The organism is Chryseobacterium cucumeris, from assembly GCF_016775705.1.
Lineage (GTDB): Bacteria > Bacteroidota > Bacteroidia > Flavobacteriales > Weeksellaceae > Chryseobacterium > Chryseobacterium cupriresistens.
Genome location: NZ_CP068760.1, coordinates 489,577 through 504,762, shown reverse-complemented (window position 1 = coordinate 504,762; position 15,186 = coordinate 489,577). Strand labels below are relative to the sequence as shown.

The window sequence follows — 15,186 nt, the reverse complement described above, 5'->3', positions numbered from 1 at the left end:
CAGACAATAGGCAAATGACTGAATAATGAGTACTATTTGGCAAGGCAGATTGGACGGAGAAGAACTTCTCTATCACAGAATATTTCAACGGGTAAAAGAAGAACGTAATTACGACAATATTTCTACAGGAGATTTTGCATTGCACGGTTTTGCTGTAGATGAAGGAGTAAGAAGAAACAAAGGCCGTCAGGGAGCAAAAGATGCTCCAGATGTGATCAGGAAAAATATGTCTAATTTTCCGGTGATTCTTCCTGACTTTTCCATGCTGGACTTTGGGAATGTTACCTGTGAAGACGGCAATCTGGAAAATACACAGAATAACCTTGCCAAAAATGTGTCAAAAGTACTTTTAAAAGGAGGAAAATCTCTTGTTTTAGGTGGAGGTCATGAAGTGACGTATGCTCATTATCTGGGCGTTAAAACAGCCTTTCCGGAACAGAAAATAGGAATCATCAATATCGATGCCCATTTCGATAACAGACAGCCGGAAAAAGGAGTAGGACCAAGCTCCGGAACCGGGTTTTGGCAGATTGCTCAGGAAGGACCTATCCATTCTTTGCATATTGGAATCCAGAGAAACTCCAATACATTAAAGCTTTTTGATACCGCTCATCAGTATGGAATGAAATATATTCTGGCAGACGAATTATTTTTTGAAAATCTTACCTCCGTCTATCAGCGTATTGACGAACTGCTGGACAGTGTAGATTATGCCTATCTTACCATTTGCATGGACGTCTTTAATGCATCAGTCGCTCCTGGAGTTTCCGCGGCGGCATATAACGGTATCTTTGCAGATACAGCTTTTATGCATTTTTACAGACATATCTTAAAAAATAAAAAACTGGTAGCGCTGGACGTGGCAGAAGTGAACCCTTCTTTCGATATCCAGGACAGAACAGCAAGACTGGCAGCATGTCTTGTGAATGAATGGCTAATGATTTAAGATAAAGTTATATTCTTCCGATAGAGAAAATCATTATTTTATTGACCCTTAAGGAATGGAATTTGCTGATTTCACCGTGCTTTTAAAATAAAGGCGCTTATAAATTCATTAGCTGAATTTAAAACAGAAATTTATATTATGGAACAATTAATTGAAAGCAAGCTTATTAAAGCAGATAAAGCGTTTTCAGTGTGGAGAAAAGTGCCGTTTGAGGAAAGGCAGAAGTTAATTGCAAAAGCAGCGGAAATTTTAAAGAATAATTCGGAGAAATTTGGAAAGATAATTACAACAGAAATGAATAAACCCATTTCAGAATCTATTGCTGAAGTGGAAAAGTGTGCTTTAATGATGAATTATTATGCAGGCGCCGAGAATACTTTACAACCAGAAAAAGTAGAATCGGAATTTGCTTATTCTGAAGTTCACTATGCTCCGAAAGGAGTAATCTTAGGTGTAATGCCGTGGAATTTTCCTTTCTGGCAGGTATTGAGATTTGCTACTCCTGCCATTTTAGCAGGAAATACAATAGTTTTGAAGCATGCTTCAATTTGTTTCGGAAGCGGAAATGCCATTGAAGAAGTTCTTCTGGAAGCAGGTTTTCCGGAAGGTGTTTTCCAGAATCTTGAGGTAGGACATAAAGCGGTAAAGGAAATCCTTGAACATGATACTATAAAAGGGGTAAGCTTGACAGGCAGCGGAAAAGCCGGAGGAGAAGTTGCTTCAATAGCCGGTTTAAATATCAAAAAATCTTTGCTTGAATTAGGTGGAAGTGATGCGTTTATTATTTTTGATGATGCAGATCTTGAAGAAGCAGCCAGAGCCGGTGTAAAATCAAGACTTCAAAACTGCGGGCAAACCTGTACTGCGGCAAAAAGATTTATCATTGATGAAAAAATTGAAGATCAGTTCTTACCAATCTTCATTGAAGAATATAAGAAATATGAGATTGGAGATCCTTTAGATAAAGAAACCAAACTGGCCGGAATGGCGAGACCTGACCTTGCTGATGAACTGGAAGCTCAGTTCAACAGGGCATTGGAAAATGGTGCTGAAATTATTATTCCTCTGGAAAGAGTTTCTGAAAATGAATTTAAACCAGGTTTAATCAGAGTGAAGGAAGGAAATCCTATTTTAAAAGAAGAACTTTTCGGACCTCTGGGTATGGTGATGATTGCAAAAAATGATGAAGAGGCTTTACAAATGGCCAATGATATTCCATTCGGGCTTTCCAATTCCGTATGGACTAAAAATAAAGACCGTCAGCTATTCTTCATTGAAAACCTTGAATCTGGAACAGTCAATATCAACCGTATGACAAGCTCTGATCCCCGTTTTCCTTTCGGAGGATCAAAAGCTTCCGGATATGGAACAGAATTGTCTTTACTGGCTTTAAAAGAATTTGTAACAGCTAAGACGATTGTAGGAAATTAAAAGGATAAAATGTCATGCCGAGGAAACAAGGAATCTCAGAGATTCTTCACTTCACTTCGTTGCGTTCAGAATGACAAACTACCATTTATAAGTTAACAGTAAACTTTACACTATAAAATAAAAACTCCCGGAAACTAGTTTCCGGGAGTTTTTTATGCTTTGACAAAAAGTAATTTTGCTTATTGCTTATACTGTCGTAAGTCTCAATGTATTCGTTTTTCCACCTTCATATGATGGAGTAGCATTGATATTGATGACGAAATCTCCGGTTTCAATATAACCATAGTTATGCGTTAACATATTGACCTGGATGATCGTTTCGTCAGTAGACTTCTTCATATCGTAGTAATAGGCATGTACACCCCAAAGAAGGTTCAACATCGTAATTACTCTTCTGTTACCACTATATACGATGATGTGGGAGTTTGGTCTGTGTGCTGCAAGCTGGAAGGCTGTATATCCTGAATGAGTAAGGGTTACAATAGCAGAAACATTGGTTGTTTTAGCAATTCTTACTGCTGCAAGACAAACCCTGTTGGTAATGAATCTTTCATCAATACAGTTATAATCTTTCTCGATAGGCTCATTTTTGTGTTGGTAGAAATGAGTAGTTTCGATATTTTTTACAATTTTAGCCATGTTTTCCACAACCTGTACCGGATATCTGCCTACTGAAGTTTCTCCGGAAAGCATTACAGCATCAGCTCCGTCCAATACAGAGTTCGCAACGTCGTTTACTTCCGCTCTTGTTGGTGTTAAGCTGTTGATCATCGTTTCCATCATCTGAGTGGCAATGATAACAGGTTTAGAGTAGAATCTTGCTTTTTCTACCAGGTTTTTCTGGATCGCAGGAACTTCCTCCATAGGAACTTCTACCCCAAGGTCTCCACGTGCTACCATTAATCCGTCGCATTCAAGAAGGATTTCATCAATATTTTTAACGCCTTCAGGTTTTTCAATCTTCGCAATAATAGGAGTCTTGAATTTACCGTTCGGGTGGTTTGCAATTAATTCTTTCAGGTCAATAATGTCCTGTGCGTGACGTACGAAAGAAAGAGCAATCCAGTCAACTTCCATGTCAAGCATGAAATTAGCATCCTGAACATCTTTTTCCGTTAATGCAGGAAGAGAAACATTTGTATTAGGTAGATTAACTCCTTTTTTAGAACTTAACGGACCTCCCTGAATGGTTTTTGCTTTTACAGTATCTTTTTCATTGGTTTCGATAACCTCCAGCATTAGTTTCCCGTCATCAATAAGGATTCTTTCCCCTACTTTTACGTCTTGTGGAAACTGTTGGTACGTCATGTACACCTTTGTGGAATCTCCCTCCATCTTTTCATTGGTGAAGGTAAGAATGTCACCCGGGTTCAGATAAGATCCTTCCTTTACAACTCCCACTCTCAGTTTAGGTCCCTGTAGATCGCCGAGGATTCCTACAGAATAACCATACTCACTGTTTAGCTCTCTAATTATTTCAATATTTTTTCGAACTAAGTCGTAATCTGCATGCGAAAAATTTATTCTGAAAATATCAACACCCGCTTTCATTAGATCTAACATTACCTCCTTCGACGATGAAGCAGGCCCTAGTGTTGCGATAATTTTTGTCTTCTTTAAATACTTATTCATAATACTGGATAATTTGATAAAGTTCCTCTTCAGAACTCAATGTATAATCTTGAATTGGAAAAACAAGATTTTCAGGGAGCAAAATTACGGAAAAATCAGGAAACTGTTCCGAACTATGCAGAATATATTCCACATCTACCTGATTATTTAATAAAAATTTAATGTTTTCTTCTTCTGTAAAGAGTTCTGTCTGGATTTTTTTTTGCTTACTTTCGGAAGATTTATTGGAAATGAAGGTAAAACAGGTCTTCGAAAACTTGTGATAGGCTTCATATCTTGGAAAAAAATAATCATAATAACCTCCATGAAAGACAAGATCTTTCTTTCTTGAAAAACTGAGGTTGTTGATTTGATTTATTTTGTAGAAAAACTCGTGAGCAGGTATATCTTTGGCTAATCTTACCAATCCTATGGCAATATCTTCAAATTCTATATCATCAAGATCATAAAGTTTTTGAATTTCCAAGTATATTTTCTTTTTTGTTTAAAATATAAAATGCCCTCTGTGCTGCTTTTTCCTCTGCCTTCTTCTTGGAAGTCTCTGTTGCATTAGCAATTTTTTCGTCTCCCAGCCATACATGGCACCTGAATACGACAGATTTATTCGCCTGTATTTCCTCGCAGGTTTCATACTTTATATTGACTTTCTTCTTCTGGCTCCATTCGAGCAGGAGACCTTTATAGCTTACAATTTTGTTTTCAAGCTTATTGATCTCGGAAGGGGTCAGCAACTTTTCCAGAATAATCCTTTTACAGGTATCATAATGGAAGTCTAAATAAACGGCACCGATTAAGGCTTCGAATAAATTTCCAGAGATATTCTCTCCCAAAGCTGATGAGCTGTTCTGCTTTTGCAAAAGGCTGGTAAGCTTGAGATCTTCTCCTAATTTATTGAGGTTTTTCCTATTAACAATCTTAGATTTCATTTGTGTCAGGTATCCCTCATTGGCCTGAGGATAAGTCTGGAACAAATGACAAGAAATAATTGTACCCAAAACAGAATCTCCCAAAAATTCAAGTCTTTCGTAATTACTGTCTTGATTTTTAGAAGAATTTTTCAAAGAAAAAGCTTCGCGGTAAAGAGCAATATTCTGTACCTCGGTACCCAATACTTTTCTAAGCTCGGTACTGAGAAAATACTCTCTCTCCGTTAATTGTCTTTTTCTTTTTTTGAGAAGGAATTTAGAAAAGTATTTCTGTAACTCCATTCATTGAATTTAGATTTTCTTAAATAGAACGCAAGCGTTGTGCCCGCCAAATCCAAAAGTATTGCTCATGGCTACTTTTACATCTTTCTTCACAGCTGTATTAAACGTAAAGTTTAATCGGCTGTCAATATTTTCATCATCAGTAAAATGGTTGATGGTTGGAGGAACAGTACCATGAATAATAGTTCCCAATGCAGCGATAGCTTCAATTACACCCGCAGCACCTAAAAGATGGCCAGTCATTGATTTTGTAGAATTAATCTGAATGTCATAAGCATGCTCGCCTAATAATTTTGAAATTGCATTGGATTCTGCGATGTCTCCTAATGGAGTAGAAGTACCATGCATGTTGATATGATCTACTTCATCAGCAGTTAAGCCTGCATCTTCCAAACAGTTTTTCATTACCAGATAAGCGCCAAGGCCTTCAGGATGTGGAGCAGTCATGTGATGTGCATCAGCACTTAAACCACCTCCCAGTAATTCTGCATAAATTGTAGCACCACGTTTTACGGCGTGCTCATATTCTTCAAGAACGATACATCCTGCCCCTTCACCTAATACAAATCCATCTCTGTCTTTGTCGAAAGGTCGTGAAGCTGTTTTTGGATCGTCATTTCTTGTAGAAAGTGCCATCATTGCGTTGAATCCACCGACACCACTTGCTGTAACGGCTGCTTCAGAGCCTCCGCACACAATCACGTCTGCTTTTCCTAACTGGATCAGCATTTTGGAATCAATTATAGCATTTGCTGAAGATGCACATGCAGATACAGTTGTATAATTTGGTCCGTGGAAACCGTATTCAATTGAGATATGTCCTGGAGTGATATCCGCAATCATTTTTGGGATAAAGAAAGGGTTGAATCTCGGAATTTCCGTATTGGCCCATCCTAACACTTCAGTTTCAAAAGTCTCTAATCCTCCGATTCCGGAACCCCAGATTACACCAACTCTGTTTTTATCTACATTGTCTTCAATAATGCCGGAATGCGCTACTGCTTCTCTTGCAGCAACAAGTCCCAATTGAGTATTTCTATCCATTTTTTTAGCTTCTTTCTTATCGAAATGCTGTAACGGATCGAAATTTTTTACCTCGCAAGCAAACTTAGTTTTAAAGTTTGTGGCATCAAAAAGAGTAATCGGAGCGGCACCGCTCTCACCTTTCACAAGATTTTCCCAGTATTCTTTTGCATTATTTCCTATTGGTGTTATTGCTCCAAATCCGGTTACAACTACTCTTTTTAATTCCATAAACTTTGTTTAATTTCTTTTTTGTTGAAGAATATTATTTATTTACTACTTCTTCGATGTAAGCGATAGCGTGTCCTACAGTAGTAATTTTTTCAGCTTGATCATCAGGGATCTGAATGTTAAATTCTTTTTCAAATTCCATGATTAACTCAACTGTATCTAGTGAATCAGCTCCTAAATCGTTAGTGAAGCTAGCTTCAGGAGTTACTTCTGTTTCTTCAACGTCAAGCTTATCAGCGATGATAGCTTTTACTCTTGATGCAATGTCTGACATAGTAAATTATTTTTTTAATTGTTAGATGCTGCAAATATATAAAATTCTTTACGATAAAACATTTTTTTAGTCTTTTTTGTGGACCGGAAGCTTTCATTTTAGATTGTTTCGCTTTAGTCTTTTAGTTTTCAGGTGGTTATATTTATAGTGTTCAGGGAATATAAAACCAATCATGGAATGACAGAGAGAGAAATAGAAGATAATTCTTCTGAACTTCATCATTGTTAGGTTTGATTGATGAATGGTAGGTCAAAAAAGTAGGGTTGTTTTTAGCGTGATAACAAAAGAGATTTCAAATAAGCTTTATACATCTCAAGATTTTTTTAAAAAACTCATCATATATATAATATATTAATATATAACAGTAAGTTTTATCATTGAAGTTTGGTATAAGCTTGTTTTAAAGTAAAAAACCACTGAATAATCAGTGGTTTCAGTGGAGTTGGAGGGATTCGAACCCTCGTCCAAACAAGCAATACATAAGCTTTCTACATGCTTATTCTACCATTGGTTTTCGACTGGAGGCAGAGGATAGACACCCAACGACCAGCTTATCTTCTGAAATTTTCGAGCTTTAGCCAAAGCTTCTAAAGCCTTATTTCTGCATTCCTATATCCCAGGATCAAACGCCGCAGAACAGAGCATTTGTGGAATATCTTGCTTCCCTACTAAAATCTTCGGGAAAACGCTTGATCTACTATACTTCGATATTAAGCTGCAAGAGCGAACTCTTCGTTGCCAGTTAAAATTTTGTAGCAAGGGATTATAGAGATCGCGCTACGGTTCTCTGCATGCTTACTTACCCATTGGTCTTGCTGTCGAAACCAGTCAACCCCATGAATAAAGTGAATACAAAGATAGTGCTTTTTGTTTACATTTCATTAATATCGATGGTTTTAATAGAAATTACGAAATAAAATGAGTAACCTGAAGGTAGTAAGAATTGAATATCCAGTGATTGTGATAAAAATATTATTGTTTGCTAACAGGCTTTAATACGGGGTTTTTAAACAGTCATAGGGTGGATTAGTGATTGTTTATGGCAATATATTTTGTGTTCTGATAAAAAATGTCTACTTTTGCAATCCAAAATGAGATGTAAAATATGTTAATAATTCCAGTAAAAGATGGTGAATCCATCGACAGAGCTTTAAAAAAATACAAGAGAAAATTTGATAAAACAGGAACTGTTCGTCAATTAAGATCTAGACAACAGTTTATTAAGCCTTCTGTAACTTTGAGACAAGCTAGACTAAAAGCAGCTTACAAACAAAGAGCGCTTAGCAAAGAAGAGCAGGCTTAAGATTTTTTCTTAACCATATATTAATTCACTTCTTAAATTCTTATATTTGAGGAGTGAATTTTTATTTTTATACCCTATGATGCTGGAAAAGTTTTTAGAATACTTACAATTCGAAAAAAGATATTCTCCTCATACCATCACAAGCTACCAAAAAGACCTTGAAGACTTTTCCCATTTCTTTCTCCGAACAGAATCTTCCGACAATTTAACTAAGGCAGACAAGAAAATTATCCGGAATTTTATTGTCGAACTGAGTGAAAATGACATTTCGAAAAGAAGTATCAACAGAAAATTATCTTCTCTCCGCAGTTTTTATCTTTTTCTTTTAAAAATTGGCGAAATTACAGTTTCTCCCGTTGAAGGAATTTCTTCCCTGAAGTTTTATGCTGAAAAACAGATTCCTATGTCTAAAGAGGAAATGACAGATCTCAATGAAAGAGTTTTTGAACAGGTACATGACGTACTTGAAAAGTGCATTATGGAGGTTCTTTATCAGACGGGAATGCGTAAAGCGGAACTTTGTGGCCTGATATTTGAGAATGTTGACTTATATGGAAATGAATTAAAAGTAATAGGAAAAGGGAATAAAGAAAGGGTAATTCCCGTTTCCAATGAATTGTCTGAACTTCTGAAAAGTTATCTGGAAATAAGAAATCCGCAGACAGAATTTAAATCATATTTTTTCGTCAATAAGAAAGGGAAAAAACTCAATGAAAAATTTGTTTATGTGGTAGTTAATAAGTACCTTAGTCTTGTAACAACGAAAGAAAAAAAAAGTCCTCACATCCTTCGGCATAGCTTTGCTACCCACGTATTGGATAATGGGGCGGAGATCTCCAAAGTGAAAAAAATATTAGGGCATTCCAGCCTTGCCAGTACTCAAGTCTATACGAATGCTAATATTGAACAATTGAAAAAAGTGTTTAATCAGGCTCACCCTCGAGCATCAAAAAAAGAAGAATTATGAAGATTTCAGTACAATCAATTGGTTTAACTCCACACGAACCACTAGAATCACACATCGACAAAAAAGTAAGTAAATTGGATACCTTCTATGACAAAATTCAGGAGTGTAAGGTGTTCTTGAAAGTTGAAAATAATTCGGATAAAGCTAATAAAACTGCCGAGATTATTTTAGCGGTTCCGGGAGACGATATCGTAGTAAAGAAGACCACTACAAGTTTTGAAGAAAGTCTGGACCTTTGCGTTGATACTGCTAAAAAGCTATTAATCAAGAAAAAAGAAATGGCGTAGAAAAAAAAGTTAAAAAAAGTTTATAAAAAATTTGAGAATTCAAAAAATCCGTTCTATATTTGCACTCGCAAAAAAGGAACAGCGATCTTTTGAATTCTTTTTTATATTTGCCTCCATAGCTCAGTTGGCCAGAGCACGTGATTTGTAATCTCGGGGTCGTGGGTTCGAATCCCTCTGGAGGCTCATAAAATATAAACTTTTGGGGAGATTCCAGAGTGGCTAAATGGGACTGACTGTAACTCAGTTGCTTCGGCTTCGTAGGTTCGAATCCTGCTCTCCCCACTTTATATTTTTATAAAAAAAACTTGCAAGATTAAATAAGTTTTCTTAGTTTTGCACAGCGTTTACCAATAGTTTTGGAAACAAAATTGCGGAAGTAGCTCAGTTGGTAGAGCGTCAGCCTTCCAAGCTGAATGTCGCGGGTTCGACCCCCGTCTTCCGCTCAATAAAATCACACCATTAAGAGTGATTTTTTTAACACTGGAATGTGTAGAGTAGAGTTTCTCAATCAGTTTCAGTCCTTTATTAAAATGCCTCCATAGCTCAGTTGGCCAGAGCACGTGATTTGTAATCTCGGGGTCGTGGGTTCGAATCCCTCTGGAGGCTCCATTTTAATATAAAATATCTGGGGAGATTCCAGAGTGGCTAAATGGGACTGACTGTAACTCAGTTGCTTCGGCTTCGTAGGTTCGAATCCTGCTCTCCCCACATTTTATATTATAAAAAAACTTGCAAGATTAAATAAGTTTTCTTAGTTTTGCACAGCGTTTACCAATAATTTTGGAAACAAAATTGCGGAAGTAGCTCAGTTGGTAGAGCGTCAGCCTTCCAAGCTGAATGTCGCGGGTTCGACCCCCGTCTTCCGCTCAACGAAAATCACGCTACTTAGTGTGATTTTTTTAGTTGATGCCGACTTAGCTCAGCGGTAGAGTGCTTCCTTGGTAAGGAAGAGGTCACGGGTTCAAGTCCCGTAGTTGGCTCTCGATTTTCCCGAATTTCTTCGGGATTTTTTTATGCCCAAATTTTATTTGAAAAAGAAACAGGTTGTGTACAATGTAGATAGCAAGAATACAAGATATGGATTAAAAAATTCATGGGTTAAATGTGGTAATACCAGCCGGTATTCCATACTGTATAATTAGAACGCAAAAATGATGAAGATTGTATTTTGGTAAGATTTGAGTACCTAAGCCAATCAGTCTAAGCCAATCCATATAGGATGGATAATATACGTAAAAATAGCTGATAGTATAATTGATCAGATAACTAAGAAAGCAGTTAGGATAGATGTAGATTTTTATACCTGGAAACATTTACTCCTTTAAGGATTATTCTTAATCAAGGAAAGTATTTACATTTTTCAAACGGTCTGTCATCATTTTAGTTTTATCATTGCCATTAGCATCTACCACTTTCAAATTACCATTGTACATTGATGGATTTTCGTGAAAGTTTTTTCTTGCTTCTAAAAACTGTTGTTTATTTTTAGCTTTAACCTCATTATAATATTTTAGAGGTTCTATAATTTCGTCTGATTTCTTAATATCAGTTGCGTAAATTTCTATTGTTTTACTCTTATTGAAAACTTCCAGAACCATTCCTGAGAGTCCTTTGAAACGGAATGGTCCATCCGAAATAGTAATATCGTTTGTAAACCATGCAAAAAAAGTATCTCCAGTATCGGTGATGGTTTTTGCTAATTGACATTTAAAACCTTTGATATGTTTAGTTTGATGCAAAACCTCCCAATTGAGTTTGGGCTCATCAAATGAGAAAATATATTTTCCTACCGGTAGAAATGCATTAATAACCCCGTTGGCTTTATAAATGCTTTCTACGGCTTTAGGATATTTAGGGATATTCCCGTAATTTGTACTGATAGTTTGTGTGGAATTTCCTTTATAGTATGCTTTAGCTTCTGCACTGCAATAAATTGATTCGGTATTATTACATAATAAAGTTGATGAATAAACCTTTACTTTTTCTCTATTCAGGCTATCAGAAATTAATTTTGTCTCATAATTAATCTCCATAACCGCATTATTATTTTGAGCAGAAAATAATAGTGAAGTTAAAATAAGCCCTGATATGTATAGTAATGTGATTTTCATATAATCGTTTGAATTACAAGATAATAATACAAATATTTTTTTATTCTCTATTAGAGGAATCTGCATTTTCTAAAACTTCTTTATTATATAGAATACATACTAAGTGAAAAAGGTTTTTCGCTTCATAAAATTCTTTAATTTTATTCAAACGCTTCCAACGAAGCTTCAACTGTTGGGCTTAATATATTGGAGATCGATCCGATTTTTACTTCAGCTTTACAATCACAATCATAAAATTTTCGTTAAATTCGTGTAAAATAAATTTTTGATGAATATTCTTTTACTGGAAGATGATCTCATTCTGTCTGCAGAGTTGTGCAGATTTTTAGAATCAAATAATTTTAATTGTGATAAAATCTATGACGGGGAAACTTTTCTCCGCCAGATAAAAAACAGTAGTTATGATCTGTATTTACTCGATATTAATGTTCCTAAGATAAATGGACTTGATGTCTGCCAGACGATCCGCTCTTTTGACAAAAATACCCCCATCATTATCATCTCTGCTTATGGAGATATCTCCGATAAAAAAGACGCCTTCACCAGACTGGCTGATGATTATCTTGTAAAGCCATTTCAGTTTGAAGAACTTCTGCTAAGAATCAATTCGCTGTTGAGAAGAAAAGCACCTTCTGATAATGCAGATCAGGATATTCTAAGAGTTGACGACCTTATTATCAATAAAACAGAACAGAAGGTCTATCGTGGAGGAAATGAAATAACACTTACATTAAAAGAATTCCAGCTGTTGGTTTATCTTGCGGAAGCGCAGGGAAGAACGGTTTCCAAACAACAGATTACAGAACATGTATGGGAACACAATTTTAATACGAATACCAATACCGTAGAAGTTTATATCAATTTTCTGAGGAAAAAGATTGATAAAGATTTTAAAATAAAACTGATCCACACCCGTTCAGGTTTCGGATACTACCTAAGTCCATTATAAATGTCTTTAAAGAGAAAGATAGCCCTAACGATCAGTATCGCCTTTTCATTATTATTTGGGATGGTGATGGCAGTCATTTATTTATCGTTTAATGATTTCAGAAGAGATGAGTTTAAAGAAAGATTCAGGCAGAGGCTTGAGTTTACTTCTCATTTCATTTCAAAATCCAAAGACTTTGAAGAAGAAGCACCAGTTTTTTTCAATGAAAATTCAGATAATATCCTTTTGAATGAAAAGATTTTAATTTTCAACGAAAAAAAAGAACTCATCTACAGCACGATTAAAGACCGGAATGTCATTTGGGACAGTGCCATGCTTAAAGAGCTGGATAAAAAGAAGATTATTTATACTGAAAAAACCGTTCCAGAAATCTACGCTGCGCTCAGGAATATCAACGGTGAAAATTACTATATCCTTACAAGTGCCTTTGATACCAATGGAAAATCCAAATTAGGTTATCTTAAATATCTTTTGATAACAGCGTATGTGATGAGTACTATGCTCATCGGTTTTTTCAGTTATTATTTTGTCGAAAAATTTCTCCGACCTCTGGAAGACCTGAACAAAGAAATCTCTGAAGTTACGGCTCATAAACTCACCACGCAGATTCCGGTAGAGCAATCCAATGATGAAGTAAGCGTTCTGGCAAAATCCTTTAATACAATGATTGGAAGGCTGGATGATGTATTTCAGTCCCAAAAAGATTTTACTGCCAGTGCTTCGCATGAGATCAGAACCCCAATAACAAGAATGGCCTTTCAGCTGGAAAACCTGATTAAGTTTGAAGAACATTCTCCGGAGACATTATCATCTTTAAAGCAAATCCAGAGAGATGTATATCAACTGTCCGATCTGACCAACTCGCTTTTGCTGCTGACAAAATTTGATAAAGAAAATATCCAGAGTATTTATGAGGAAGTAAGAATTGATGAAGTTATTTTTGAAGCTTTTGAAGCTGTAGAGAAAAGTTATCCACAGCTGAAACTGGATTTTCTGATCAATGAAAATAGTTTTGAAAATGCATTCTTAACCATCAAGGGAATTCAGTCATTATTGGTGATTGTCTTTATCAACCTGTTTAAAAACGCTGCTGTGTATTCAGACAATACGGAGGTGAAAGTCCTGATTACTGAAACCAATGATAATCTTTCTGTTGAAGTAATTTCCCATGGTAACACGATTTCTGAAGATGAGCAGACTAAACTTTTTGAAGCGTTCACAAGAGGAAACAATGCACAGAATATAGCAGGCTCTGGTTTAGGTCTTAGAATTGTCAAAAGGATTCTGGAATATCATGATGCAGATATTGTATATTCTTCACCAGCAGATTTCATCAATAAGTTTACCCTAAGTTTTAAAAAATAAATGAAAAACAACTGATATAAAACAGTTGTTTTTTTGTTAAATCTACGATTGATTTTTTTAATAAAAATTCAATCGTTAGAGAAAAATTCACTTGTTTTATCTGGTGATTTATTGGATAAACGGCCTGCTCAAGCCTATTTTAATATTTTTTTAAGCGTCATTTAAGTTTCTTTTAATCGCATCAAAGCAATTTTGTAATTTAAAAATAAAAATAATGAACAGAATTGCAGTGCTGTGCCTCGCCGTTTCCTCATTCATGGCGGCACAACAGCAGATGTCTCTTTTGGAATGCGAAGAAGCGTTTCAGAAGAACAACCTCCAGCTGCTCGCCGAACAATACAATATCAATATGGCTGGTGCGGATATTCTGCAGGCTAAAATCTGGGAATTACCTCAATTAAGCGGACAGTTCAATGCTTACAATCCGCAGGACAAAAAGTTTTTTGATGTAGGACATTCTAAGGGAGCAGGTATTACTCAATTGATTTATATGGGTGGCAAAAAGAAAAATGAAATTGCTTTTGCCAGGTCCAATAAAGAACTGGCCCAGCTTCAGTTTTCCCAATTGCTGGTAGATTTACGATATCAGCTTCGTTCTGCTTATTTCAATCTTTATTATGAAAAACTAAAACTGGAAAACACCAACAGGCAGCTGGGATATATGAATGATCTCTTAGATGCTTACCGTGTGCAGTCTTCCAAAGGAAATGTTTCTCTTAAAGATGCTGTCAGATTACAGAGCATAGTTATCCAACTCAATCATGATAAGCTGGAGATCAACAAAAATATTCTTGATTTTGAACAGAATCTGAAAGTTCTGACAGGAGTTTCAGAAGAAATAGAGCCAACGATGTCCGAAACCGAAGCTAAAGAAGCTTTGGCAGCACAGCCTTTCGGTAATGAAGAAGAGTTGAAAGGTAAAGCCCTGGAAAATAATGCAGATTACCGGTATAATCTGAAGCTTATTGATAACAGTAAGCTGTATGCACAATGGCAGAAATCACTGAATGTTCCTGATGTTACGGTAGGAGCTGCATGGGATCAGGCGGGAGGAACTTTTAATAACGAAGCTAATCTTACGCTGGGAATTCCTTTGCCTTTATGGAAAGCCAACCAGGGGAATGTGATAAAAGCAAATTATGCGATTCAACAAAACCAGAAAAATGCAGACTTTCAAAAGCTGACTCTGGAAACTAAAGTTCAGTCTGCATACAAAACCTGGAAAGCACAATATGATCAGCTGCAGGATGTGAAAACGACAGATCTTCAGAATATGGAGCTTGTTTATAACGGAATGCTGAACAATTTCAGAAAGGGAAATGTTAACCTGATTGAATTCACAGACTTTATGGACAGCTACAGGGAAACAGCCCTTCAGATCTACGATATGAAAAATGAGATCATGCAGTCGGCAGAACAACTTAATCAACTAGTGCAAACGAAAATCTTCTATTAAATC

General features: G+C 36.1%; 14 protein-coding genes, 7 tRNA genes and 1 other RNA gene. 15 read left to right on the top strand and 7 right to left on the bottom strand.

The window, feature by feature from the left end:
• The first annotated feature begins 25 nt into the window (after nt 1-25).
• Together hutG and JNG87_RS02335 are read left to right on the top strand one after the other, a co-directional pair.
• Nucleotides 26-946 carry a formimidoylglutamase gene (hutG, locus tag JNG87_RS02340; protein WP_202841482.1) on the top strand — a complete coding sequence of 307 codons (921 nt, stop codon included), beginning with the start codon at nt 26-28 and terminating at the stop codon, nt 944-946.
• 138 nt (nt 947-1,084) lie between these two features.
• A complete protein-coding gene (locus tag JNG87_RS02335) occupies nt 1,085-2,377 on the top strand; it encodes an aldehyde dehydrogenase family protein (protein ID WP_202841480.1) in 1,293 nt (430 codons plus the stop codon).
• Nucleotides 2,378-2,563: 186 nt separating this feature from the next.
• Here JNG87_RS02335 and pyk read toward each other — a convergent pair whose 3' ends face one another.
• The 6 genes from pyk to ssrA form a co-directional block, all read right to left on the bottom strand.
• Nucleotides 2,564-4,009 (bottom strand): pyruvate kinase, encoded by a 1,446-nt coding sequence (gene pyk / locus JNG87_RS02330; protein ID WP_110008248.1) that lies wholly within the window; start codon nt 4,007-4,009, stop codon nt 2,564-2,566.
• Complete coding sequence (locus JNG87_RS02325) at nt 4,002-4,475, bottom strand: IPExxxVDY family protein (RefSeq protein WP_110008247.1); 474 nt, start codon at nt 4,473-4,475, stop codon at nt 4,002-4,004. Before JNG87_RS02325 ends, pyk begins: the two co-directional genes overlap by 8 nt.
• Nucleotides 4,453-5,217 (bottom strand): ribonuclease III, encoded by a 765-nt coding sequence (gene rnc, locus JNG87_RS02320; protein WP_076594972.1) that lies wholly within the window; start codon nt 5,215-5,217, stop codon nt 4,453-4,455. The genes JNG87_RS02325 and rnc overlap by 23 nt, the downstream gene beginning before the upstream one ends.
• Before the next feature lie 9 nt (nt 5,218-5,226).
• Nucleotides 5,227-6,471: a beta-ketoacyl-ACP synthase II gene (gene fabF / locus JNG87_RS02315; protein ID WP_002976350.1), complete on the bottom strand. Its 1,245-nt coding sequence runs from the start codon at nt 6,469-6,471 to the stop codon at nt 5,227-5,229.
• A gap of 34 nt (nt 6,472-6,505) precedes the next feature.
• Nucleotides 6,506-6,745, bottom strand: a complete 240-nt coding sequence (locus JNG87_RS02310; RefSeq protein WP_002976354.1) for an acyl carrier protein — start codon at nt 6,743-6,745, stop codon at nt 6,506-6,508.
• A 434-nt stretch (nt 6,746-7,179) separates the two neighbouring features.
• Nucleotides 7,180-7,581: a transfer-messenger RNA gene (gene ssrA / locus JNG87_RS02305) on the bottom strand.
• 269 nt (nt 7,582-7,850) lie between these two features.
• On the opposite strand from ssrA, the gene rpsU reads away from it, so the two are divergent.
• The 10 genes from rpsU to JNG87_RS02255 all read left to right on the top strand — a co-directional run bounded on the left by rpsU (nt 7,851) and on the right by JNG87_RS02255 (nt 10,282).
• A complete protein-coding gene (gene rpsU, locus JNG87_RS02300) occupies nt 7,851-8,048 on the top strand; it encodes a 30S ribosomal protein S21 (protein WP_034693154.1) in 198 nt (65 codons plus the stop codon).
• A gap of 79 nt (nt 8,049-8,127) precedes the next feature.
• A complete protein-coding gene (locus JNG87_RS02295; protein WP_202844168.1) occupies nt 8,128-9,015 on the top strand; it encodes a tyrosine-type recombinase/integrase in 888 nt (295 codons plus the stop codon).
• A complete protein-coding gene (locus JNG87_RS02290) occupies nt 9,012-9,302 on the top strand; it encodes an HPF/RaiA family ribosome-associated protein (protein ID WP_002976393.1) in 291 nt (96 codons plus the stop codon). Before JNG87_RS02295 ends, JNG87_RS02290 begins: the two co-directional genes overlap by 4 nt.
• A gap of 109 nt (nt 9,303-9,411) precedes the next feature.
• Nucleotides 9,412-9,485 (top strand) — tRNA-Thr (locus tag JNG87_RS02285).
• Between the two features lie 18 nt (nt 9,486-9,503).
• A tRNA-Tyr gene (locus tag JNG87_RS02280) sits at nt 9,504-9,584 on the top strand.
• A gap of 88 nt (nt 9,585-9,672) precedes the next feature.
• Nucleotides 9,673-9,745, top strand: a tRNA-Gly gene (locus tag JNG87_RS02275).
• A gap of 89 nt (nt 9,746-9,834) precedes the next feature.
• A tRNA-Thr gene (locus JNG87_RS02270) sits at nt 9,835-9,911 on the top strand.
• 18 nt (nt 9,912-9,929) lie between these two features.
• Nucleotides 9,930-10,010 (top strand) — tRNA-Tyr (locus tag JNG87_RS02265).
• An 86-nt stretch (nt 10,011-10,096) separates the two neighbouring features.
• Nucleotides 10,097-10,169 (top strand) — tRNA-Gly (locus JNG87_RS02260).
• A gap of 41 nt (nt 10,170-10,210) precedes the next feature.
• Nucleotides 10,211-10,282, top strand: a tRNA-Thr gene (locus tag JNG87_RS02255).
• Nucleotides 10,283-10,636: 354 nt separating this feature from the next.
• Here the strand turns inward: JNG87_RS02255 and JNG87_RS02250 are convergent.
• Nucleotides 10,637-11,413, bottom strand: coding sequence for a GLPGLI family protein (locus JNG87_RS02250; RefSeq protein WP_202841478.1), 777 nt, complete (start codon nt 11,411-11,413; stop codon nt 10,637-10,639).
• A 268-nt stretch (nt 11,414-11,681) separates the two neighbouring features.
• Between JNG87_RS02250 and JNG87_RS02245 the strand changes: the two genes are divergently transcribed.
• From JNG87_RS02245 to JNG87_RS02235, 3 genes are all read left to right on the top strand, one after another.
• Nucleotides 11,682-12,362, top strand: coding sequence for a response regulator transcription factor (locus JNG87_RS02245; RefSeq protein WP_110008227.1), 681 nt, complete (start codon nt 11,682-11,684; stop codon nt 12,360-12,362).
• Nucleotides 12,363-13,727: an ATP-binding protein gene (locus JNG87_RS02240; RefSeq protein ID WP_202841477.1), complete on the top strand. Its 1,365-nt coding sequence runs from the start codon at nt 12,363-12,365 to the stop codon at nt 13,725-13,727.
• Between the two features lie 214 nt (nt 13,728-13,941).
• Nucleotides 13,942-15,183, top strand: coding sequence for a TolC family protein (locus tag JNG87_RS02235; RefSeq protein WP_202841475.1), 1,242 nt, complete (start codon nt 13,942-13,944; stop codon nt 15,181-15,183).
• Nucleotides 15,184-15,186 lie beyond the last annotated feature (3 nt).